At 47.5% G+C, this 22448-nt stretch carries 24 protein-coding genes; all 24 read right to left on the bottom strand.

Going from position 1 to position 22448, the window contains the following annotated elements:
• Position 1 precedes the first annotated feature (1 nt).
• Complete coding sequence (locus R2I50_RS05705) at positions 2-769, bottom strand: PP2C family serine/threonine-protein phosphatase (RefSeq protein ID WP_316608196.1); 768 nt, start codon at positions 767-769, stop codon at positions 2-4.
• Positions 770-785: 16 nt separating this feature from the next.
• Complete coding sequence (locus R2I50_RS05700) at positions 786-2525, bottom strand: DUF6382 domain-containing protein (protein ID WP_316608195.1); 1740 nt, start codon at positions 2523-2525, stop codon at positions 786-788.
• Between the two features lie 111 nt (positions 2526-2636).
• Positions 2637-2963, bottom strand: a complete 327-nt coding sequence (locus R2I50_RS05695) for a hypothetical protein (RefSeq protein ID WP_316608194.1) — start codon at positions 2961-2963, stop codon at positions 2637-2639.
• A 277-nt stretch (positions 2964-3240) separates the two neighbouring features.
• On the bottom strand, positions 3241-3912 hold the full coding sequence (locus tag R2I50_RS05690; RefSeq protein WP_316608193.1) for a hypothetical protein: 672 nt from the start codon (positions 3910-3912) through the stop codon (positions 3241-3243).
• An 11-nt stretch (positions 3913-3923) separates the two neighbouring features.
• The gene (locus R2I50_RS05685) at positions 3924-7103 is read right to left on the bottom strand and encodes a DUF5702 domain-containing protein (protein WP_316608192.1); all 3180 of its coding nucleotides are present in this window, start codon (positions 7101-7103) and stop codon (positions 3924-3926) included.
• Between the two features lie 2 nt (positions 7104-7105).
• A complete protein-coding gene (locus R2I50_RS05680; RefSeq protein ID WP_316608191.1) occupies positions 7106-7759 on the bottom strand; it encodes a hypothetical protein in 654 nt (217 codons plus the stop codon).
• Positions 7756-9081, bottom strand: a complete 1326-nt coding sequence (locus R2I50_RS05675; RefSeq protein ID WP_316608190.1) for a WG repeat-containing protein — start codon at positions 9079-9081, stop codon at positions 7756-7758. Before R2I50_RS05675 ends, R2I50_RS05680 begins: the two co-directional genes overlap by 4 nt.
• An 11-nt stretch (positions 9082-9092) precedes the next feature.
• Positions 9093-9989: an A24 family peptidase gene (locus R2I50_RS05670; protein ID WP_316608189.1), complete on the bottom strand. Its 897-nt coding sequence runs from the start codon at positions 9987-9989 to the stop codon at positions 9093-9095.
• 115 nt (positions 9990-10104) lie between these two features.
• A complete protein-coding gene (locus R2I50_RS05665; protein WP_316608188.1) occupies positions 10105-10335 on the bottom strand; it encodes a Flp1 family type IVb pilin in 231 nt (76 codons plus the stop codon).
• A gap of 71 nt (positions 10336-10406) precedes the next feature.
• Positions 10407-11282 (bottom strand): type II secretion system F family protein, encoded by an 876-nt coding sequence (locus R2I50_RS05660; RefSeq protein ID WP_316608187.1) that lies wholly within the window; start codon positions 11280-11282, stop codon positions 10407-10409.
• A gap of 1 nt (position 11283) precedes the next feature.
• Positions 11284-12144 carry a hypothetical protein gene (locus tag R2I50_RS05655; RefSeq protein WP_316608186.1) on the bottom strand — a complete coding sequence of 287 codons (861 nt, stop codon included), beginning with the start codon at positions 12142-12144 and terminating at the stop codon, positions 11284-11286.
• Position 12145: 1 nt separating this feature from the next.
• The gene (locus R2I50_RS05650; RefSeq protein ID WP_316608185.1) at positions 12146-12805 is read right to left on the bottom strand and encodes a hypothetical protein; all 660 of its coding nucleotides are present in this window, start codon (positions 12803-12805) and stop codon (positions 12146-12148) included.
• Between the two features lie 13 nt (positions 12806-12818).
• Positions 12819-14057: a CpaF family protein gene (locus R2I50_RS05645; RefSeq protein WP_316608184.1), complete on the bottom strand. Its 1239-nt coding sequence runs from the start codon at positions 14055-14057 to the stop codon at positions 12819-12821.
• An 18-nt stretch (positions 14058-14075) separates the two neighbouring features.
• A complete protein-coding gene (locus tag R2I50_RS05640) occupies positions 14076-15137 on the bottom strand; it encodes a chromosome partitioning protein ParA (RefSeq protein WP_316608183.1) in 1062 nt (353 codons plus the stop codon).
• A gap of 264 nt (positions 15138-15401) precedes the next feature.
• Positions 15402-15959: an NAD(P)H-dependent oxidoreductase gene (locus tag R2I50_RS05635; RefSeq protein ID WP_316608182.1), complete on the bottom strand. Its 558-nt coding sequence runs from the start codon at positions 15957-15959 to the stop codon at positions 15402-15404.
• A 35-nt stretch (positions 15960-15994) separates the two neighbouring features.
• Positions 15995-16285: an acylphosphatase gene (locus R2I50_RS05630; protein WP_316608181.1), complete on the bottom strand. Its 291-nt coding sequence runs from the start codon at positions 16283-16285 to the stop codon at positions 15995-15997.
• Between the two features lie 11 nt (positions 16286-16296).
• The gene (locus R2I50_RS05625; protein ID WP_316608180.1) at positions 16297-16896 is read right to left on the bottom strand and encodes a DUF1349 domain-containing protein; all 600 of its coding nucleotides are present in this window, start codon (positions 16894-16896) and stop codon (positions 16297-16299) included.
• 20 nt (positions 16897-16916) lie between these two features.
• A complete protein-coding gene (sstT, locus tag R2I50_RS05620; protein WP_316608202.1) occupies positions 16917-18176 on the bottom strand; it encodes a serine/threonine transporter SstT in 1260 nt (419 codons plus the stop codon).
• A gap of 162 nt (positions 18177-18338) precedes the next feature.
• Entirely contained in the window at positions 18339-18812 is a 474-nt protein-coding gene (locus R2I50_RS05615) for a flavodoxin (RefSeq protein WP_316608179.1), read from the bottom strand.
• A gap of 65 nt (positions 18813-18877) precedes the next feature.
• Positions 18878-19516 carry a flavodoxin gene (locus tag R2I50_RS05610; protein ID WP_316608178.1) on the bottom strand — a complete coding sequence of 213 codons (639 nt, stop codon included), beginning with the start codon at positions 19514-19516 and terminating at the stop codon, positions 18878-18880.
• A 57-nt stretch (positions 19517-19573) separates the two neighbouring features.
• Complete coding sequence (locus R2I50_RS05605) at positions 19574-20329, bottom strand: carboxymuconolactone decarboxylase family protein (protein WP_316608177.1); 756 nt, start codon at positions 20327-20329, stop codon at positions 19574-19576.
• Between the two features lie 6 nt (positions 20330-20335).
• Positions 20336-20668 carry an antibiotic biosynthesis monooxygenase gene (locus tag R2I50_RS05600; protein ID WP_316608176.1) on the bottom strand — a complete coding sequence of 111 codons (333 nt, stop codon included), beginning with the start codon at positions 20666-20668 and terminating at the stop codon, positions 20336-20338.
• Between the two features lies 1 nt (position 20669).
• On the bottom strand, positions 20670-21293 hold the full coding sequence (locus R2I50_RS05595; protein WP_316608175.1) for a TetR family transcriptional regulator: 624 nt from the start codon (positions 21291-21293) through the stop codon (positions 20670-20672).
• A 273-nt stretch (positions 21294-21566) separates the two neighbouring features.
• Complete coding sequence (locus R2I50_RS05590; protein ID WP_316608174.1) at positions 21567-22418, bottom strand: N-acetyltransferase; 852 nt, start codon at positions 22416-22418, stop codon at positions 21567-21569.
• Positions 22419-22448 lie beyond the last annotated feature (30 nt).

Raw genomic sequence — 22448 nt, 5'->3', positions numbered from 1 at the left:
CTTAAAACGTTCTGATTAATGCAGCGGTGATGTTGTCCTTCTCCTGCTTTTGCTTGTTCAGCTCGATGAGCTGGCGAATATGCGTCTTCATGATATCGGCGTCGGTGTTGATCGCCGCGTTGAAGAAGTCCATGATCTCCGCGTTGCCGATCTTATGACGGAAGCCGTCGCTGCACAGCAGGTAGGTCGCGTTCTGCAGCGGAGCGCCGAAGAAGAACTCCGGATTCACCACCCTTGACGCGCCGACGCACTGCAGCAGCACGCTGCCTCTGGGGTCGTTCTCCGCCTGTTCGGGCGTGATCCTACCGTACCTGAGCTCCTGAGCGACGACCGTCTGATCGTCGGTGAGCTGCTTGACGGTGCTGCCGATCTCGTAGATTCGCGTATCGCCGACATTAACGATATAATACCGTTCGGGCGTAATCAGGATGGCTGAGATCGTCGTGCCGAGACTCAGCTGATTCGCGGCGCCGTAGCTCTGGATCGCCTCGTTGTTTCTGCGAATGATCGAGGTCCATACGTCGCGGATCGCGCCGTCCTCCATGCCGCTCCGATACATCGAGGGGAAGTCGTTCCTGAACCACGCCGTCATCGAGTGGATCATGGTAGCGCTCGCAAGCTCGCCTTTCGCAAGACCGCCCATGCCGTCACAGATCACACCGAACGCCACGGGAACGCTGCCCATGTCAGCGACCATAACAGCTACGCTGTCCTGATTCGTTTTTCTGGTATTACCAATATCGGTATCGGCAGCAATTAAAAAATCCATTTTTGACTCCTAATTATCAAAACAGTTTGAACTCAAATTCTTCGTTTGCGAGCTTGAAGGTATCACCGCTGTGCAACTCGACCTCAGTGCTGCTGGTGATCGCCTCACCGTTAACGAAGGTACGGTTACGGGAATTGTTATCAATAATATAATACCTGCCGTCCTTTTGAACTACATTTGCGTGGACACGGCTGACATAGGCGTTATCGCCGACAAAATAATCAACAAAGCTTCTTTCCTTACCGATGCGGAAGACAGGCTTATCCACCGCGATACGCTCGTTGTTCTTCACACGAACGATGAAGGGACGCTTGACCGCCTGCTGTGCGGAGGTGCCGGGCAGATCACCCAGTACGGTGGTCTCGCCTTCACCGCCTTCGCCGCCGCCGAGAACCGTGGTCTCACCGAAGTTCATCGCGACCTCATTCATCGGCTGGTTCGGCTGGTAGCCTTGGCTGACAGGCGCATTGAACGGCGTCTGCTGCACGGGAGCCGGTGCCGGCTTTGCGGTCTTATTCTGAATCGGCGCGGGAATCGGTGAGGGAGCGGGTTTGCCGATCGGCGCGGGACCCTGTCCCGGAATCGCGAAGCCGCCGCGTTGAGCCGGCGCCTGAGTGCCGATCGGTGCGGGTCCCTGACCGGGTATCGCAAAGCCACCCTGCTGTACCGGAGCCTTCTGCTGCTGACCGGGAACAGCGAAACCGCCGTTAAACGCTGCGGGCGGGTTCTTCTTATTCTTTCCGGGAACAGGCTGCTGCATCGGCTGACGCCCGGGCTGAGGGAAGCTCTGCACAGGCGCCTGAGGCACCGCCTGACCGTTTTTCTTCGCCGCCTGCTGCGCCTTGTACTTCGCAGCATTCTCTTTATTGTAATGCATCATCAAACTGAAGAAGGACATCGGTTTCTCATCGGGAGATACCGGTGCCGAAACAGGATTTTGTCCGGGATTATTCATTCGATTCACACCGCTGTTTCCGCCTGCAGGCTGCTGAGGAACCGGCTGATGAAACGTCGGCGGCTGTACGTTGGTTTGAACCGGCTTAGGCGGTGCTTGCTGCGGCTGTACCGGGGCAGATACCGCCGGCTTCGGCTGTACGGGAATCGGTTCGGGCTTTACGATCGTCTGCTGCACGGGACGCGCCGCAACAGGCTGCGGAATAGCCTGTTGTACAGGCTGAACGACGTTAGTCGCCGGGGTATTGGTGCTGTATTCTATCCCATCGAGGATCTTCTTAAACTCATAAAGCGAAAAAACGGAAGCGCTGTTAAGATAATTGATAATCTTGGCAACATAATCACAGTTTTCGGATGAATCGAGCTGTGTGCTGAACATGATATTCTTGAAGAAAGCACCGAAATCACTGTACTGATTGCCCATACCTACGATCGGCAAGCAGATCATCGACGTCTTGCATGTCGAAACATCGGCAAATATGAAGTTAGTGTCCAGCACGATACTTTTGTTATCGATCATATAATCCTCAGCTGCAATCAATGCATTGACAATGCCTCTGAACACACCGATCAATCTTTTTCTGTTGACAACGCCCTCAAAGAACTGCTTGACAGACAGCTTAGCGGAAACATCATACTTGATGTACCGTGTATTATCCATCTGCGTAAACAGAGTGGTGGCAAAGCCGTCGATCTTATTGTTGGATATCATGCCCAAGCTCATGGTATCGATTTCATCTGTCGGCTTTATTTCATAAACTAAAAATGTATTGATTCCCTGATTTTCAAAATAAAAGCTCATAATGTAATTCTCCTCTATACTTCATCAAATATTTCAATAAAAGAGCTTATAATCATATTGCATCAATGCTCCGATACAATCAATCTTTAACAGCCTTTGCCAAGAATCATCTTAAATGTAATTATTTAATGACAATTCATCGTCATGTGGAATATACGGAAATACATTGTTGTAGATATCAATAATTTGATATCTGAAAATATATACCAACATTCCGATGACAAATAAAACGATTGCAATAATGGTTAAATACGGTTTCCCTGTTCGTTTCGTTCTGCTAAATCCAAAAAGGAACAATAAAACGTAGATAAAAGCCATAACACCGGCAATAGCATACGCAGGTATAGAGCCATGTGCCGCGCACTGAATCCATACATATATATTTGCTGCAAGCGATAACGCAACAAGAGCTATCGAAAGCAATAGCGATGGTATCATTTTCCTATACTCCTTACAATGACAATCTAAACTTTTCTATTCTGGGGCATGTATATACCATGATAAAACGTCCAACCGGCCGAATCCTTCCGTCGTTTTTCATGTTTATGATACGACAAGCATCACCTCAAAAACTTGTATGTGGACACAATCTCTCGATATGTAAACAATCCGCAGTAAGTTACACAAGTTTTTTTAAATCTCAGATAATCAACGAAATATCATCTTATTGCTCAGTTATCATTCCCTCTTGGTTTTATGAAAGGACAATGAGAACTCAGCCGCCGTGTTTGCCGCCTCCTGATGATCCACTGCCTCCACTGCTGCCTGAACCTCCCTCACCATCAGTTGGCGTTGCAGTCGGAACGGGAATCTCATTCTTTTCTTTCGAGCCCGGCAGAGTAACTCCGCCGAACGCCTTACATACAGCCGTTTTCTCCAGCACCAGTTCTTTTTTACCAAAGAAAGCAAACTGCATCTCTACTGTATACTTCATTTTGATAGTGATGTCACTTTTTGTTACGGAAGAACCGGAAAAGTCAATACCGTTGATGCCATTCTTAACACCAACCTTTTTTAACCTTGCGTCGGCTTCCTCCATCGAATCGCCGAGGCTGTAGGCGAAATCCTCTCTGATCAGCCCTTCCAGATTTTGTACCTCTCCGAGACTTCTGAACGAATCTGTAAATCCGGTACCCCAGGTAGAACCACTGATCATTTGGTAAAAGTCAATCAGCTTACGAACTGCCTGGAGTGTACCCGCTTCTCCGACCTTTTGCCGCATAAAAGATTGAACCGCCATCGTCTGGCTCGTCTGGAATCCGGCATGGGATACTACACTCTGAGCGCGGTAAACCCCGGCAAAGCTCATGAAAAACAATACCAAAAACATAAAGGCTGTCAACGAAAGCGAAGCTTCGACCATCAATGATCCTCTTTTATCCTTCATGATACACCGCCTTAATATCCTACGTACTTAACGGATGTCAGTTTCCAGCCCGCCTTATTGATACCGTTCTTACCAAGTGATATAACAGGGAGCACGGAATGAAGCGTACCGTCCGCTTGAACTCTGACAAAAGTGTGATAATCCGACAAAAGCACATCCGGATTTGCTTTTTGATACATTTGTGTGTATCTGAGTTCCATCTGGATCAAATCCGCCATTCGTTTTACTTTCAAACGATTGGACTGGAAGAACATAAACAAGAACAAGTATGATTTATAATCCAGCTTAAACAAGCCTTCCTCAAGATTATTCAGTACTTTCTGTGTTTCCTCGTTTACTTCCTTGGTTGCATAGTATTTACTTAGCGCGCTGGCATTCTTATCTAATACAATATCCGTATCCTTGTTGATAACCTCGCCGGTTTCTTCAAGAGTGGTTTCCAAGCCCAATTCTCGCCATTCTTCATAGGTGAAAGTATATGTTTGTTCATATTTTTCCGAATAATAAGAATAAACACAATCTTCATCTTCGTAATCGAATTCCTCAATCTCTACAACCTCTGTCAAACTCTCAGTGATCTCTGCTAAATGATCAAAAGATAATATCAGCTTTGTTTTGATAAGAGGAATCTCCATCTTCAGTTTGATCAGCAGGTTCATGTCCATATTGCTCTCAATATAGAGAAGCACTAAAAACACAACGGGGGCTAAAAAATTACATGCACTGATAATTTCCATCCAATCAGAATCCAAGGCTATCAGAATCGCATTATTTATCAATCTCAGTGCAAATATTCGATTAAAGCACGCCTCTTGGTTGATCGCTTCATTGGTGCCACCGGCTAAAATATATTCCAAATTCGCCTGAGAGAAGGTTTGCGTATCTTTCCGTACTTCTCCTCCGATTCCCAATAATCTTCTTCCGACTCCCTGTTCTCCCTTTACCTTATCCAACCTGTTGGAGAAATTGGAAACCGCATATTGATTCAATAGAACACTTTCACCAAGATGCTGAGGCAACATCAGCAAGACCTCTCCGATATGTTGAGAAACAAAAATGACATCTTCGATTAACTGGACAAGCTTTGGCGCCATTGTGACAATTTTGACCAATACCGGAATGATCAACACCTTCGCGAGGATTGAATCCTGATCTCCGGAAAGCTCCTGCATAGTATCGGCAATTCGCGAGATCCTTTCCGTCAGCTCCTCGTTCATCAAGTCAGATTCGGAGACATTATTAGGATCGACCAAGCCGATATCCTCCTCATAGATTGCACCGAGCTTACTTCGTGCATCATTCAGATACGCTTCTATACTAGCTAGGTCTTCTTCGTTGTTCTCCTCACTGTTTGTACCTGTCTTTGAGGGGAACAGGTTTGTTGTCGCAGGATCAAGGTTGGCGACACACTCCGGATCAAACAAAGCAGGAATTACCGAAAACGCTTGCTGCAGTTGCTTGAAGCAGTTCATGACAGAGATCAATTGACTCTCCATATTACGGCAAATGGACAGTCCGCCGATTATGATAAGCTTTTCCGACATCTCCGTTTTACTTAAATAATATCCTCCGGATTCATATTCCATCTTTCCGGTATCCAGATTCTTATGATCAGCCAGCTTTCCGTAACTTGTATCGATCTTTTCACCGCTTACATCCTCAAGTGCTGCTTTTTGATTCGCGATGAAATCCATTCCTTCATTTGCATTATCCAGAATAGATGTTGTAAGCATATTAATCAACGTCTGAAAAACATCGTCGATTTTTGAGATATCTTCAGCCGACCAATCTCCGTCTCCCTTCAACTCAGTAACATTATCTTTCATCTTTTGAACAGCATTTACTGCCTTCTGAACCGCTTCTTTACACTTTTCAACCGAGCCTTTGTAGGTCCCCAATTCACCGGCGATGGTTGTAAGAGCGTTAGTTAAATTCTTTTTTTCTGTATCTATTGCTTCGTTATACTCTTTCAGCTTCTCCTGATATTCGTTATATGCTTTGTTTTTCTGATCCCATGAATTCTGAGCATTGACCTGTCCGGAATAGGTCGACCGGTAATTACTCGCGTTGTTGTTAACAGCAGAACATATCGAAGAAACATCCGTTCTGTTTGAAGTTGCACTAAACGAACCGACGTTCCATCCCGAAATAGCATTTGCCATCTCACTGACCATAGCGCTGCGGGTCATGTCCTTGTTCAAAAAGCTCAGGTAACTCATCTTAGAACTGATATCAGTGTCCTTGACAAGATCATCTATTTTTGCATCTGCGTCAACAAGACCGTTTGCGTCAAAATAGCCGTTATTAACAGCGTAGCTTAACACCGCATAATATGCTTCAAGAGTTTCTGCGTTAATCCTGTTGATGTCATCAACCGACGGACGGTCACCTGCAGGAGGCTGAGGAGCAGGGCTATGAGAGTTCATATAGTCGATCTTATTGCCGATTGCCTTGTTCAGCGCACGATAAGATATGTAATACGATGGGTCGGCAGTTTCCCATTTTTTCCCGTTAAAGAAACCTGTCTCAATTGCCTCCCAACCTTTCCCGAATAACTGATTGACTGTATTTTCAAATCCTCCTTTACCGTCAAAGATCGATGCCTCTATCTGCTGGATCGTTTTGTATAACGTATACAATTCCTTTAGTGCATCAAGCAAATCACACGCTGCGTCTACAACTTCCAAAAGATTCTCAAGCATGGGAATCATTTTTTCGATTTTCTCTTTCAATTCCTTGATAATCTTATCTATATTAAATAACTCTTCTGCCAGCTCTGCGGGAGCGCGATACTTCTCGTATTCAAGCATCTGACGTTCTAAAACACTGTAATTAGCTAAATCATATTTCCAACTTGCTTTGCTGTCAATAAGATTATAAAGGAAAGACATGCCCGATGCATCGGAATCGGAATTAGCGCTCATATACTTAGAAATATCTCCGCCTTCTCCGTTTCTGGACTTAACAGCATATAACCCAAACCTCTTTTGGAGAGTAGAGTCAAAATCAGCAATCAGCGACATAGCGGAATTGATTGCAGCATCATCCATGATCTGATCGGCAGTTCTGTATCTGCCTGCTTCCATAACCAACGCGGTCAGCGAACAAATACCGGTCAAGAGCAGTGACAAAAGAATGGATATAGAACCACGACATACTTTTGTAATTCTTTTTTTGATTCTTTTCTTCATAATTAATTCACCAACGAGCTAAAATCAAACGTATTAATAAACTTTGTAAATCTCTCCGTAAATTTATCCAGCTTTTTAATAAAGTCATCTTCAACCATCATAACCGTATCGAAATAATCAAGCAAATCTATACAGTTTGATCTGCCGGTCACAGTAAAGGTCATTTTATTATTTCCCCCCCATATTTGGGAAAGAGGAACAGAATACTCGCTTTTTATCGTCACAATGACCTGATTTAACAGGATGGTGCCCTTTCTTCCCTCAACATCAATATTGATATTCTTCGGTTCATCCTTCATCATCTTATTACGCTTAATATTATACAGAGAATACCAAGCTCCCTTTCTGGACGCTCTATCATCGGAAGAAGAAGTGAAAAAATTTGTTACGTACCGATATAAATTAGTTTTGTAAAAATTCGAATCGTTTACATATCCAAACTCAGGATCACGACAAATCGAGGAATATACATTCGCAATATTTGATGCTGTTTTATTTGCTGTAGCCTGAAGGAGTGAATGTTCATAGGTAATAAACCCCAGATTGATCAGAACAGCAATCATCACGACAGCAATAGACATAACAAAGGATGCCTCGATTACAACATTAGCTCCTTCATCTTTCATATTGATCTTTTTGTTTAAGAAGGATTTCATTTTGCATCTTTCTCCACATAGTATCGAACGATAGGTTGCCAGAAAGTTTCACTCTTTATCAAGCAAAGTCCGTTTTTGTTGAAATAACTACCCTCTTTGAACTCTCCGGTTATTATTTTCTCATCGTTTTTATCGATAAAGAAACATTCCTTACCGGAAGTAACCGCTGCTAAACCATATGAGAACGATTTTGCAGTGTCATATTTTGCCTCGATAACTGTTTTTCCCGTTACATCGACGAATCCCCATTTTTTATCAATCTTTACAGCTGCCAACCAGTTTTTATCCATAAACAAATCACAGTCGTCAAATGCATCTTCACAAATCTTATTCATGGAACTGTCATACATATAGTACTTTCCGGACTTTTTTGCAAAGATAACGCCTCCGGAGCAGCACTCGTCGGAACCTCCGAGTTTGATATCTTCAAATGACTCTTCCGATACCGGCTTACCCTCGGTATCGATAACCTGCCAGCTTTTGTCAGTCTTAACAGCAGCAACACCTTCCTTGAACCTTCCGGCGAAATCATACGAGCCGAAAACTTCGTTGCCTTTCATATCGTAGTATGAAAACTTTGAGCTTTTTTTACATGCGAATAATTCACTGCCAAAGCCCGTTGAAGAAGTGATATCGTCGTCAAAATATGCTTGTCTTACACCTTTGCTGTCAATCAGAAAAGTTTTTCCATTTTTCTTTGCCAGTGCATATCCGTTGATATAAACGGATACATAGTCATAACCGCTGTCAAACAACATTTTGAACTCTTCATCATAGATGTAATACTTATCGGCATCCTTTACAACAAAGGTTCCCTGAGCGCTCCTTTTAACATCTGTAATAACAGAATACAATGATTTATACTTTGTCTTCAGTGTTTGCTTGGCTTCGGTAATTATATCGGAGGTAACTCTTGATTTATCTGCAGCTTCCAAAATATCAGCAGCTGCTTGATAATCTTCCTGATCGATATCAAACCTCAATATCGCATCGTATATCTCATGGTTATTGTGATACTTTTCAACCAAACCGTTCAAATATGTAGTGATATTGTATGTATGCGTAATCTCTCCGTTTTCCACTGCACGAAAATACGCGTCTGTCAATTCCAGTTCTACCGGTAAGCTCTCCTCCCTTGCGAGAGCCTTTTGATAGGATTCAATTGACAGCAAATACAAACCTTCTTCATAATACTGTCTTGCCTGACTCAGGTTTTCCTTGTACTCGCTGTCGCCCGCGAATGTAGCAGGAATTGCCTGTACTACTGCGAGAATACACAATACAGCGACCAATAAAGCAATTGTTTTTCTGTTAAGCTTCATCTTGTACCACCTTAAAAACTGGCTATAAATATCGAAACCAAATAACCGATCAATATGGACGGAGCGAAAGGTACGGAATCTTTCTTTTTCTTTTTCTTAATGATAATCAGCGTAACAGAAACAACTGTATTAATAATCAAGGAAAACAACAGCGTGGTATAAGTACATATACCTCCCGTACTAATTCCGATCACAGCAAACAGCTTGACGTCACCCATACCGATAGACTTTCTGCTGATAATATAAGCGAGGAACAAAACGCCAAATCCTACGGCAAATCCTATCAGATCATTCTTGAAAATTGCAAGTACATTTTCATTGTCAAATAGTATCTCAAATACATATATTATAACCCTAACAGCTAGCCCGAATAAGACTACGATATTAGGTATAATCCTCTGTTTCAAATCCGTAATAGCAGCAATAACAACTGTCAGCATTACAGTTGTAAGCTTTATATAACCAAAAATATTTCCTGTGTTGTATATTAAAAAAATCGATGAAGAAAGAAATATTGCTAAAGACACAAAACTCAACGCGATACTCTGCGTTTTATTATATACAGCCACAGTCAACTCCGCTTGACTATCGATCTTTGACTCAGCCTCAGTCTCGATAATAACGCTTTGTCGTAATCCGCTGTAATCTGATGAATTGACCGATACATTGTCTATACCTTCATCTGTAGTCTTTTCTTCTGCAATTTCTGTGTTGTCATCAAGCGACTTCGCCTGATGAGTATTTTCGTTAGGATCGTCCTCGGGTTGAGAGTCTGATTTTGATTCGGGCTCCTCGGCTACACCGCTATTCACGGCCTTTCCAAACAACAGATTCTTTTTCCGACAAAACAGGATCGTAATCGCAGTCTCTAACAATCCTACTGCTATCGCGATGATCGTATATACCATATCGGTTTCTTTTCTCCTCTCCCCGGACAATCGTATCACGCTGTAATCGAGGATGCAAATGGAACAGCAGTCAAAACATACCGGTTTCACTGCATCCTCGATTAATAGATCTAGCTTAATACTTTGTTAATGCATCATCTGAGTTGGACTGGATAGATCCCCAGATCTTATCAAACAGATCCTTTATCTGCTTTCTGAAAATAATAGCCAAAGCAATAGCTATAGCCAAGATAATAATAATAGCTATAATATTAACCTCGCCCTTCTCATCGTGTACAAGCTCATCGATCTTGCGAATTGCGTCTAAAGCCGCAGTTTGCATTTTAATGATGTATTTATTCAGCATTGATACTCCTCCTCTCTGAATAATTATTATAATACTCTCATGCGGATCAACTGCATGAGTAGTTTATCCGTTTAAAGTCCCAGGTTGGTCATAATCGGTCCCATAACCATAATCAAGATGCCGATAAACATAACAAAAATCGGTATCAACAGTTTACTGGATGCGAGCTGACCCTGCTGCAATACATTCTGCCTTTTCATCTCCCAAAGTTCGGCGGACTGATTCCGCAGAGAAACCGCAAGATCCCGGCTACCTTTTTCCAAACCTTGAATAATCAATGAAGTAAACTTCTTTATCTCCGGGGTTGCACACCTCAAACCGAACGCATACAGCGCATCACCCTCTGACATACCATTATTCATATCCTCAGTCACTTGGCGCATTTGCATGTGTAACGCCTTGTCATCTGAATAAGCGACCTCAGACCACGCCTCACGTAAAACCATACCAGAGTTAACCAGCAGCGCAATCGTCGAAATTGCATCGGGAAACTCACTGAGGTATTGAATACTTTTTTTCTTCAATTGACTCTCAACCCTTGTACCGAAGTAGTAATATACAACACCGGCAAGTACAAGTCCAATCGCAAACAGGACGAGCCCATCGCTTCCGGATGCAAAGCACGAAAGAATGCACACCAGAACCATGGCGAAATAAGCAAAAGATATCTTCTGGGCATAGATAACTCTGATATAATACTCCACAAACTTCTCGCCGTAGAGGATCTTCGCCTTCTCTCTAAGTGCATTTACACTTCTGGATCTGAAATCCAAATGGAACTTATCTATGATAGTAAAACCAACCACATAGATATTCTTCAACTGGAACTCTTCATCCGCTAAAGGTTCTATCATTTCATCATATTTCTTTACGGTTAACAAAAGAAACACAAAGTAGCTACAAATAACAAGAGTCAACGCGATCAATATCAAACGAGCTACGATCATCTTACACCTCAATATTCAGAACAGCTTTGCCAATGAAATAGGAAATGATGAATAAAGCAACACCTATCGTTGTGAAGATCAAGCCCATAGGGGTTGTAAAGTTAGACGCAAAATCTCCACCCATCAATTTGATCATTCCGACAATCAAAAAGGGCATAACCAACATGATGTTCTGCTCATTCTTGTTTGAAGCCACAGCGGTAGCGATCTCCATCTCTATCTGCGTTTTTGAGCTCAAAATCTCGTGAGTCGCACGGACAACGTCCTTAATATCTCCGCCCTTGCGATATACAGTCTCGAATACGCGTCCGAAATTCTCGATATCCTTGATACTACTTCTTTTTCCAAAATCAGCAAGCATCTGTTCAATCGGGATATTCTGATTATAACCGTCAAGTATCACTGAAACTTCTTTAACAATATAAGAATCATCCTGATACTGAACAAGCAAGTCGTTTTTTGCGGTTGCAAATGCCGTAGGAACGTTTGCTCCGGAAGAAAACGACGCAGATAATGAATCCAAAAGATCAACAAACTGGAGCTTGAGCATTTTTGTTCGTTTTCTGAGTATCTGATCTCTACGAATCGGCAGAAACATCTTAACCGCAAACAACCCCGCCGTAACCATGATGACAGTATTACAGATAAATGTAACGATGGTATCTTCTCCGTATGAATTCTTTCCTATACCGCCATAGAAGATATAGGCAGCTATTGCACCTACGGCAAAAGCGATAACAGACCAAAGGATCTTTTCGCTCGATTTCAGATTATAAACCTTATAATTCAGAACCGTTGTATTCGTCAAAGACCGAACAAACTCTGGCTCTGATTCTTTTTTATTTTTAGCTCTCTTTGCCATATCATTGAACCGCCTTGACATCAATTAAGCTAATCAATCCGTCCACAGCATAAACATCCATTACTACGTCCGAGAAAGTATATTCGATAACATATTCTCCTGAATTGATATTATCATTGTTTGTTCCAACCAATTCATCGTAATTGTGATTAATTGTCGCCATAAGATCAGCTATCCTATCATTCCATCCAAAACCGTTGATAGACGCGAACTTCTTTTCAACAGACTGTATATTGACGCTTATAACCTTGATGTCGTTCGCGTTGCTTCCACAGTAAACATCCACATTTAGATACGGACTACCATACATTGTCTCCATCTTTTCGTTTTCATTGGTCAGCAACACCGTATCAATCTCTTCGTTTACACTGGTTTTTATCTTCTGCTCTTGTTCGGAATCCACAAATGTATATCCGCTCTGAAGTAACACATTGAGATCAAACGGCAATGTAACATCTTTTCCGGCCACATTAATCTTCAGATCAGATTTACCTTGATTATTCTGATCTGTATTATCCTGTCCTTTCGCTTTTTCGTTCTCCTCTTCTTGGATCTCCTTGACAATGTCATCATGCGATGGAGCTTTTGGCTCTCCGCAAGCTGTCAACAGAGCTGCAACAAATGCAAGGATCAAAACAAAACAAAGAATTCTTTTCTGCATGATTATCTTCTCCTTAAATAACGGCTCTTACGCCGGATAATTGTAATTTATATGTGTTTACCATTTCATTATTCGTTCTCTTTAATGTTCCGGAAACATGCTCCAATGTGCTATACTCGTCCTCTTCGAACCGATACAGCGGGTTGAGTACGATATGTCCGTTCTCGTATCCTACCACCTCGGTGATCTCCATGGTCTTTCTCGACTTATCTCTCAGTCGGGAGAGGTGGATAATGATGTCCACGGCGGAGGCGATCTGCTGACGGATCGCTTCAAGCGGCAGACCCGCGGAACCCTGAAGCACCATCGTTTCCAGACGGCTGAGCATATCCTCGGTGGAGTTGGCGTGGCCGGTCGAGAGCGAACCGTCATGACCGGTGTTCATCGCCTGCAGCATGTCCAGCGCCTCGCCGCCGCGACACTCACCGACGATGATTCGCTCGGGTCTCATTCGCAGAGAGGACTTGATCAGATCGCGAATAGTGATCTGGCCGGCGCCGGAGGCGTTCGCGTTACGGGCCTCGAGGCTGACAAGGTTGTCGATACGCTTGATCTGTAGCTCGGCGGAGTCCTCGATGGTGATAACACGCTCATCGTGCGGGATGTAGTTGGACAGCGCGTTGAGGAAGGTCGTCTTACCGGAGCCGGTACCGCCGCTGATAAAGATATTGTATTTCGCCTTGACGAGCAGCTCGAGCTTGTCGGCGATGTCCTGAGTGATCGAGCCGTACTCGATGAGCTTTTCGATCGTCATAGGCGTTTTGGAGAATTTTCGGATAGTGACCGTCGGACCGCACAGAGCGATCGGCGGCAAAACGACGTTGACACGGGAGCCGTCGGGAAGTCGGGTATCGCAGATCGGGTTTGCCTGGTTGACCTCACGACCCGCCATACCGACGATACGCTGGATGATATCCTCCAGCCTTCTCTGACTCTCAAACTGCTTATCGAGCTTGAACAAACGTCCGTTTTGTTCAATGAAAACGTTCTCGTGACCGTTGATCATAACCTCGGTAATCGTATCATCCGACATGATGCTGTCCAACAGACCGAAGCCGCGGATCGAGCTGTAGACCTGCTTGACGATCGACACACGCTGGTCGATCGAGCAATACATACCCTCCAGATACCGAGCAACGATATTTTCTATCTGCTCTTCGAGATCCTCGTCACTGATCTCACTCAGCGGAAGGTTCTCTGTGACGTATCGTTTTATTTGCGCTACTAATTCCTGTTCCTGTTCAAAATCCATGTGCTACCCCCAAAAATATCAGACCAAAGCGTCAAGAACGGGCATCTTCGAGATCTGCTCCACAACCTGCCGATCGGTCGCATGGTCAAAGCGCTGAATACCACCGAGACTTTTGAGTTCAATATCGCCAAGCACCTTACAGGTCTTGTTGCTGAACTTATTGTACAGTACCGCCATACGGCTGAGCACAGGTGCGTCGTCGTTCTTCTCCATAACGCCTAACGCAGTGTACATGCGGAACAGCTTATTGTTAGAGAGTTCGGTTCCTGTGGTGGTAACGATAATAGAATGGAACTTCTTGAGGAACTTTAGAAACTCTTTGTCCATGCTGAAATCAACGTCGACAACGATATATTCATACGAACCTGTCAACTCCAACTCCGAGATCAGTCGGATCATCTCTTCGGTATGCAGTTCAAGCATATCAAGCGCCTGTTTGGGCGCCGAGAAGAAATGAACACCGTTGTTATCCTCCTTGACACAGCTCTCCATCTTCATGCTGAGGTTCGACTTTTTGCTCTTGACCGAGAAAATCACGTCGCTGAAATCGAACTGACCCTCGCCGCTGAACAGCGTATCGGAGGAGCCGAACTTCTCAAGGTTGAGGTACAGGGTCTTTCTGCCCTGAGCGGCAAAGTGCATCGCCGCAGCGGCGGCTACCGTGGATGATCCCGCTCCGCCGCAGGGAGAAGTAAACGCGATCAGCTTACATGCTTCGTCGGTGATTTTAAGACCGGTGATGTTCTCGGCGTTCTCCGAATACAAGCTCAGAATCTGCTTATAGATCAGGTCAGCTTTCTGGAATTTGCAGATAGTCTTCTGGTTATTCAACGTTTCGATATCCATATAGTCAACAAAATACGCGAAACCACATCGAGAAGGTATCTTGCTGAAATCGATATCGAAGAAATCGCTCGCCAGAAGAACGTCGATCTTGGTGTCGTGCAGGGTCTTATAGGTAACCTCAGGCGTCGTAAAAGAATACACCTGGATCTTATCAGCGTATTTCTGGTTAAATACCGACACGATACGGTTCAAATATCCGATATCCTTTTCCAATATGGCTAACTTGATTTTCATGTTATTTATCCCTCCGATTATCAATCGAGTCCTATTCGCTTTACGGCGAATATGCGCCTATGGCGCACTTTGTCAATCTTTATAATATTACAAATTGTAACTAATGTCAACAAAAAATGGCATACAATCTGACTTTTATTTACAAAATTATCCAAATTCTGCCCAATATACAACTTTCGTCTACCCCATCGGCGAATTTTCGGCGCTGATATAGAAGGAGCCGGTCATGATTTACAGTCATGACCGGCTCTCTATTACGATAGTTTATTCTTCTACGGACAGCTGAGCGACAGCGCGCGCGAGGATCTCCTCGGGATCGCTGCCGATAATATCCAGCATTTCCGCCTTGACCAGAGAAACCTCTTTGATACCGAAGAAGTCCTTAGCGAGCGCCTTGAGATAACCGTAGCTGTAGGTCGGATCATAGGGGCCTCCGGCGGTTGTTACATAGATCAGTCTCCGGGCGCTGCACAAGCCGCGCGGCACGCCGTCCGCGGTGTATTCGGAGACGATTCCGGTGACATAAATGTTCTCGAGATAGGTTTTGAGCGGAGCGGGAAAGGACAGATCCCAGTACGGCGCCGCGATCACGATCGTATCTGCGGCGGCGAACTGAACAGCGTAGTCAAACATCCTGTCGCTGTAGTCACCCCGCTCGATCAGCGCGGTACGTCTGTCGAGCGTTTCGCGGTCAAGGGGACGCAACTCCTCCTCATACAACCTGAGCTCGGTCACCTCTCCGCCGAGCCGATCCAGCACCTCTCGCGCCAAACGGTTGGTTCTGGATTCTTTTCGCACACAACAATTGATATACAGTATCATATTCTCACTCCTTTTCTTCCCGGTCAGCACACGAGTCAATGGTAGCTGACGCGGAAACCGCGCTCTTCCGGGTCGACCGAGAGTTCCTTGACCTCCATACGCTCGATGCGGATATAGGTGCCGCGTTCGATCGCTGCGATCACGTCGTCGATCTGCTTCTCGGTACCCTGGATCTCCATCGATACCGAGTCGTCGTATTCGTTCCGCACCCAGCCGGTCGCGCCGTAATGCTCCGCCGCCTGCATCGCGCGGTAGCGAAAGCCGACTGCCTGTACCCAGCCGTAGAAGCGGATGTATTTTCGGATCAGTTTTCTCTTAGTAAACATATTTCACCTGCTCAGTCCGGCTGCTGACCGTCATGCGCCTGCCACATACATTCTGTCAGCGCCATATCGGTGAACACCGCCGTGAAGCTCGAATCCTCGGGGCTGCAGGCATAAACGCCGAAGCGGATCGTACCGGTCGCCTGCGACATATGACAGATACGCATCTGGCGGAAGGTCACGCCGTCGTCGGAGCACTCGATACGAAAGTCGTCCTCACGGCGGCTCAGCCGGTACCACATCGATGTGACGGAAGCGGGGATCTCGGCGGTCGCCCAGTCGGAGTAGCCGCCGTCGGTCACGACGCTGCCGAGGTGCTGTATCTCTCCGTTCTCATACTCGACGGAGGCCTTGAGCCAATTTTCGCTGTCGAGATACATGACGATCCCGCACTGGTCGAAGCGGTGATGACTGCCGCTGAAATCCGTGCGAACGACAAAGGAAAAATACTGTTCATCCGTCTGAGCTTGCAGGACAGGGGCGTTATCGTTCCTGAAACGGTAGTAGGTGCGTTGCCACAGGTCGGTATGCGGCTCCGTCGTTATCTCGATTTTATCGGGTGTTATCGTATAATCGGCAGGCTCTCGCGTCCATTTCATGCTGTCGGTCAGCATACCGTCATCTCCTTTATCTGTTACGCCTTTTTCTTTGATCTTTCCAGAAAACCGGGCAGCGGTTTGCCCTGCTTTTTCCAATGTACATACTCCGCTGTGGCGGTGAAGAGCACGTCGCCGGAGGAGTTGATCGCGGTTTCCATGCTGTCCTGGATTACGCCGATTATAAAGCCCACACCGACGACCTGCATCGAGATCGCGTCGGAAATACCGAACAGCGAGCATGCCATCGGGATCAGCAGCAGCGAGCCTCCGGTAACGCCCGAGCTGCCGCAGGCGGCAAGCGCAGACAGAAACGAGAGTAAGATCGCCGCGGGGAAGGATACCTGTATCCCCAGCGTATGAGCGGTGGCAAGAGTCATGATCGTGATGGTGACCGCTGCGCCGTCCATGTTGATGGTCGCACCGAGAGGGATGGAAACCGCGTACATATCGCGGTCGAGGCCGAGCTTCTCACACAAACCGAGGTTGACGGGTATATTCGCCGCCGAGCTGCGTGTGAAGAACGCCGTCAGTCCGCTCTCTCTCAGACAACGCAGCACCAGCGGATAGGGATTGCGCCTGAGGGCGATCCCGACGATCAGCGGGTTGAGGATCAACGCGACCGTCAGCATCGTACAGACCAACAGCAGCATCAGCTTGCCATAGGTGACGAAGATATCGAAGCCGCTCTGTGATACCGCGCTGAACACCAGGCCGAAGATGCCGAAGGGAGCGAGATTGATGATCCATCGCACCACCTGGGTGATCGCGTCGGAGAAGTTCTGCATCATCTCCTGCGTGCGTACGCCCGCAAACCGCTTGAGCGCCAATCCGATGATCGCCGCCCAGAAGAGGATTCCGAGGTAGTTGCCCTGAGCGAGCGCCTCGATAGGATTCGCGATCAGACTCTCAAGAAGTCCCCTAACGATCTCGCCGAGCCCTCCGGGGGCGGCAGTCGTCTCGGCGGCAGCGCCGCCCGTGAGGGTGATCGTCTGCGGAAAGAGAAAGCTCGCCGCTACCGCCGCGAACGCCGCAAGGTAGGTCGAGAACATGTAGAAGAAGATCACCAGCGCGAAGCGGCGGTCGAGCTTCGCGCTGCGCTGGCACAGCGACGCCGCCACCAATACCGCGACCAGTATCGGCGCGATCGCCTTCAGCGCGCCGACGAAAAGCGTGCCGAGCGTCGAGATCCACTCCGCCGAAGGGATCAGCAGCGCCAGTCCCGTACCGAGGACGATCCCGATGATGATCCTGAGGATCAGGCTCGAATGATTATATATATCCAATATCTTTTTCAGTACTTTCAAAACAGCCTCCCGGGCATAGCCTTGCCGCTGACCGAAGCCGCCCGTTGCTCCGATCCGATAGTAACAGATTGATTATATACCACGCGCCGCCCTCTTTCAAGTGTTTTAGGCGTAAAAAAGACCCCCATGAAATCAATCATGAGGGTCGATCGATCACCAACGATCAGCGAAGGCTTTGAGCTTTGATTCATTCGGTCTGCCGTTGAGGAGGGAACCCTCAACGATATCTGCGCCGGGAGCGCTCGGCTGTAATCCCGCGACAGCCTTGCCGAAGCCCGAGCCGCCGGAGGTCGCGAACAGCACGATCTTCTTACCGCTGAAGTCATACGCCTCCAAAAAGCTGTTGATGATCGTCGGCGCGACGTACCACCATATCGGGAAGCCGACGAAGATCGTATCATATGCCGCGATATCCGCGTCGGTATCGGCGAGAGCGGGACGGGAGCTTCTGTCACGCATCTCAACAGAGCTGCGGGATTGCTTGTCCATCCAGTTGAGATCGGCTCTCGTGTAGGGTACGGCGGGGCGTATCTCATACAGGTCGGCGTTTGCCGCTTGAGCCAGACCCTTCGCAACGTTCGCGGTCGTACCGCTCGCCGAGAAATAGGCTACCAGTTTTTTACTCATATTTATCTCTCCTCAGATTATTATATCAATATCCCATCGACAGCGGCCATGCTGACGCCTTTTGATCATTGCAGGTTCAAGCCTGCGATCCAGCCCGCGATATCCGACGAGCCGCTCAGGCGCTCGCCCTCGAGCCAGTTGCCGCTGCCCGCGTTCGCCGCGAGATTCGTACCGCTCGCGCCGATTCCCGAGCCGCCGGAGGTGCAGAACGGAATAACGGTCTTGCCCGAGAAATCATAGCTTTCGACGAAGGTATCCATGATACGCGGTTCCTCGCCCCACCAGATAGGATAGCCGATGAATACGGTCGTATAACCGTCGAGAGAGATCGTTTCGCTGCCGATCGCGGGGCGGACGGATTTATCGTTCTGCTCGATGGTAGTTCGGCTGTTCTGATCGTTCCAGTTCAGGTCATCCGCAGTATATTCCTGAGCAGCAAGGATCTGATAGGTGTCGGCGTTCGCCGCCGAGGCGATCTGCTCCGCAACGCCCTTGGTGGTACCTGTGGCGGAGAAGTAGACGACCAGCGTTTTACTCCCGTTCGCCGCCGGCTCTGAGGCGGCTTGCTCATTCTCAGCGGCAGTTTCAGCCTGCTTTGCTTCAGGCGATTTCGTCTCGGAGCTCGTTGACTGTGGCTCGGTCTGCGGCTGTGTTTCTGTCTTGGAGCCGCCGCACGCAGCGAACGTGAAAACGAATACAACCATCAATAATACTGCAAATACTTTTAACAATGAAGCTCTTTTATTCATGTGACATATTCCTTATCCGAGCTTGTTATAATCATCGGCGAAAACAGGCTCCAGCCATTCGGTGGAGGCGTTCTCACCTTCGACCTCGATCGCCAGGTGTGAGAACCATGAGTCATCCGCCGCGCCGTGCCAGTGCTTGACCTCGGGCGGGATGTTGACGACCGTGCCGGGCGTCATCTCGACAGCTTCCTTGCCCCACTCCTGATAGTACCCGCGACCGCCGACGCAGATCAGCAGCTGTCCGCCGCCGGATGACGCATGATGGATATGCCAGTTGTTGCGGCAGCCCGGCTCGAAGGTCACGTTGTAGATCGGTACCTGCTCGGTCGAGATCGGCGCAAGGTAGCTTTGGCCTACGAAAAATTCGCCGTAGGGATTAGGCTCGCCGACGGGGAAGAAGATCGTGTTTTCAAACTTCTCTTTCTCGGTCAGGGCGGGCTTCTCCTCACTCCAGACTTCCTTCGCCAGACGGAACACCGCCCAGCCCTTCGGCCAGCCGACGTACATCGTCGCGTGGGTGATGATCGCGGCGATCTCCTCCTTTGTTACGCCGTGAGCCTTAGCGTTTTGCAGATGATAGGCCAGCGAAGAATCCGTGATCCCCGACGCCATCAGGGATACGACGGTGATGATACACTTGGTCTTGACGTCGATCGCCTCTTCGTTCCATACCTCGCCGAAGAGCACGTCGTCGTTGAGGTGAGCGAAGGTCGGCGCAAATTCGCCGAGCTGATCTCTGCCGGCGGTCTGTACGATCTTTTCTTTCATGTCACATTACTCCTTTATATATTTTTTATCATTCTCGGTAAATCCGTCGTCATCGGTAATGTACCGCTCGACGCGCATATGCAGATCGTATTTCTCACGAAGAGCGGCGATCGTCCCCATCATCGGCGATGCGTGGTGGATGTCAAGAGAGCGCCGATCCCGCCAGCTGTCGATCAAAAGAACGGTCGTTTGATCCCTGAACGGGATGAAATACTCATACCGCAGGTTGCCGTCCTCGGCACGGATCAGATCAGCCGTACCGGAGCGCTCCATTTCTTCCGCGAACCTTCGCGCGTTATCATTCTCTCCCGTATAATAGATATTGACCGTGATGCTCATATCAGTTCTCCAGTAATTTCTTCGCGCAGGTGTAGGCAAGCTCAAAAATGCTGTGGTAAGAATAGCCTACCCCGGCGCTCTCCATCGCCTGCTTCTGCTTTTCGGTCACGACGGCATAGGGATAGATGCCGTAAATAAACGGGAAGAAGGAGTAAATAAACGCCTCTCGCGCACTTTCGCCCATATCGGTGCAGAATTTCTGTAACAGCCTGTCGACCGCTCTGAGCGAGGCGCCGTAGGCAACCTTGAACTCGCGCAGGCGCTCCTGTCGGCTGTTCTCCTCCATATCGTAGTGGTTCATGCTCATGAGCTTTAAGAGCAGCTCTCGCTTTTCCAGCGACCCGGCAAGCAGCTTTGCGATCCTATCCCGCGTCATGCTGTCATTGCTGTTGATGATCTCGTCGAGGTCGGCGACCCACAGCTCATATTCCTTCTGTAAGATCGCCAGAAAGATCTCTTCTTTCGTTTCAAAATAATTGTAGATCGACGCACGTGAGAAGGTGGTAGCGTCGGCGATCCTCATGATCGTGATCTCCTTAAAGCTGAGTTCTCTGTAGAGCGCTTTACACGCGGCGATGATCTCTTCCTTACGAGCGTTTGTCAGCTCGGGTGAGCCCTTGGGCATATTATCACCTGTTATTCATATTCTGACACATTGTCAGCAACTATATGATACAACCATTCTGACACATTGTCAATATATTTTTCTGTTTTTTTCAAAAATCCCGCGCTGATTAAAAGCGGGTCAGGCTTGACGTCGTCTTGCCTGACCCGTTTCATATCTTATACTAATCCTTAATAAAGCTCCTTGACAGGCGCCAGCCTGTCTGCGTCTCCCGTCGCGCTATCCGAAATATATCACTAATATCTGATTAAATCTTTTTATCAAGGATTAGTATTAACATTCCAGTCCCATCAGGATCACTTCGGTCTCTCTGCCGAAGCCGAAATCCTCATAGAATTTAGGTAGGGCTCCCTTCCCCGCGGTGATCAGATGGATCGCGACCATCCCCTGCGCCTTCACATCCGCGATACAGTGGGTGAGCAGCCGCCGCGCGATACCCTGACGCTGATACACAGGAGCTACGGCAAGGTCGTTGATCTCGAACGTTCTGCCGTAATGGAACAGCATGGATGTGCCCAGGATGAAGCCCGCGACCTCACCGTCTGTGAGATATTCGAGCCCGTACGCCTGTTTTGACTCAAGCAGCTCGCCGATATGGATCTCAGCGTCCTTTCTCTCCCACGGATCATTCCACGGCTCGCCCGCGAAAGCCTCGGCGTAGATCTCGCCGTAACGCGGGAGATTCTCCATACGCATGGGACGGATGACCGGCGTTATCTCGCTCAGCCGCGCTTTCAAAAGCTCATATCTCTGCCGCTTCTCATCCTTGGAGAAGTGCGCCGCTCGAAACTGCTCGGAACAGTCATCATAGTTCAGTCTGACGTTGCCGAACTGCTCGCTCGTCAAGTCAAAGACGCAGCCGTCTACATCGTTGAAGCAGTGGTAGTTGCCGTCCTTCAGCGGCACGCCGTACACTTTTCCGCCGAAAAGCTCCTGTATCAGGAACGCCGTAACAGAGCACTGACCGCGGGTCTTATTATCCCTTGACCACTCGCCCCGCATCCTGGGGGCGCAGGTCTCGGCGCTCCAGATACCCGAGAGCAGGTCGTAATAATCGCGGGGAGTCAGCCCGTTTTTGTCTTTACAATCAGCTGTCTGCCAACCGTAGAACCCGTATGTTTTCATAGATAAATACCTTTCCGCTTTTTAGGGCGA

This window comes from uncultured Ruminococcus sp. (genome assembly GCA_902785355.1).
In the GTDB taxonomy this organism is placed as follows: Bacteria; Bacillota; Clostridia; order Oscillospirales; family Acutalibacteraceae; genus Ruminococcoides.
The sequence above is the reverse complement of the archived record's forward strand: the minus strand, read 5'-3'. Positions and strand labels throughout refer to the sequence as shown.

Excerpts from the sequence above, each read along its gene's own strand:
- R2I50_RS05700 (WP_316608195.1), bottom strand. The coding sequence starts at position 2,525 with ATGAGCTTTTATTTTGAAAATCAGGGAATCAATACATTTTTAGTTTAT.
- R2I50_RS05690 (WP_316608193.1), bottom strand. The coding sequence starts at position 3,912 with ATGAAGGATAAAAGAGGATCATTGATGGTCGAAGCTTCGCTTTCGTTG.
- R2I50_RS05610 (WP_316608178.1), bottom strand. The coding sequence starts at position 19,516 with ATGGTTGTATTCGTTTTCACGTTCGCTGCGTGCGGCGGCTCCAAGACA.
- R2I50_RS05685 (WP_316608192.1), bottom strand. The coding sequence starts at position 7,103 with ATGAAGAAAAGAATCAAAAAAAGAATTACAAAAGTATGTCGTGGTTCT.
- R2I50_RS05660 (WP_316608187.1), bottom strand. The coding sequence starts at position 11,282 with ATGATCGTAGCTCGTTTGATATTGATCGCGTTGACTCTTGTTATTTGT.
- R2I50_RS05670 (WP_316608189.1), bottom strand. The coding sequence starts at position 9,989 with ATGGTATATACGATCATCGCGATAGCAGTAGGATTGTTAGAGACTGCG.
- R2I50_RS05695 (WP_316608194.1), bottom strand. The coding sequence starts at position 2,963 with ATGATACCATCGCTATTGCTTTCGATAGCTCTTGTTGCGTTATCGCTT.
- R2I50_RS05645 (WP_316608184.1), bottom strand. The coding sequence starts at position 14,057 with ATGGATTTTGAACAGGAACAGGAATTAGTAGCGCAAATAAAACGATAC.
- R2I50_RS05590 (WP_316608174.1), bottom strand. The coding sequence starts at position 22,418 with ATGAAAACATACGGGTTCTACGGTTGGCAGACAGCTGATTGTAAAGAC.
- R2I50_RS05675 (WP_316608190.1), bottom strand. The coding sequence starts at position 9,081 with ATGAAGCTTAACAGAAAAACAATTGCTTTATTGGTCGCTGTATTGTGT.
- R2I50_RS05705 (WP_316608196.1), bottom strand. The coding sequence starts at position 769 with ATGGATTTTTTAATTGCTGCCGATACCGATATTGGTAATACCAGAAAA.
- R2I50_RS05615 (WP_316608179.1), bottom strand. The coding sequence starts at position 18,812 with ATGAGTAAAAAACTGGTAGCCTATTTCTCGGCGAGCGGTACGACCGCG.
- R2I50_RS05635 (WP_316608182.1), bottom strand. The coding sequence starts at position 15,959 with ATGATACTGTATATCAATTGTTGTGTGCGAAAAGAATCCAGAACCAAC.
- R2I50_RS05605 (WP_316608177.1), bottom strand. The coding sequence starts at position 20,329 with ATGAAAGAAAAGATCGTACAGACCGCCGGCAGAGATCAGCTCGGCGAA.
- R2I50_RS05630 (WP_316608181.1), bottom strand. The coding sequence starts at position 16,285 with ATGTTTACTAAGAGAAAACTGATCCGAAAATACATCCGCTTCTACGGC.
- R2I50_RS05640 (WP_316608183.1), bottom strand. The coding sequence starts at position 15,137 with ATGAAAATCAAGTTAGCCATATTGGAAAAGGATATCGGATATTTGAAC.
- R2I50_RS05600 (WP_316608176.1), bottom strand. The coding sequence starts at position 20,668 with ATGAGCATCACGGTCAATATCTATTATACGGGAGAGAATGATAACGCG.
- R2I50_RS05680 (WP_316608191.1), bottom strand. The coding sequence starts at position 7,759 with ATGAAATCCTTCTTAAACAAAAAGATCAATATGAAAGATGAAGGAGCT.
- R2I50_RS05665 (WP_316608188.1), bottom strand. The coding sequence starts at position 10,335 with ATGCTGAATAAATACATCATTAAAATGCAAACTGCGGCTTTAGACGCA.
- R2I50_RS05650 (WP_316608185.1), bottom strand. The coding sequence starts at position 12,805 with ATGCAGAAAAGAATTCTTTGTTTTGTTTTGATCCTTGCATTTGTTGCA.
- R2I50_RS05655 (WP_316608186.1), bottom strand. The coding sequence starts at position 12,144 with ATGGCAAAGAGAGCTAAAAATAAAAAAGAATCAGAGCCAGAGTTTGTT.
- R2I50_RS05595 (WP_316608175.1), bottom strand. The coding sequence starts at position 21,293 with ATGCCCAAGGGCTCACCCGAGCTGACAAACGCTCGTAAGGAAGAGATC.
- R2I50_RS05625 (WP_316608180.1), bottom strand. The coding sequence starts at position 16,896 with ATGCTGACCGACAGCATGAAATGGACGCGAGAGCCTGCCGATTATACG.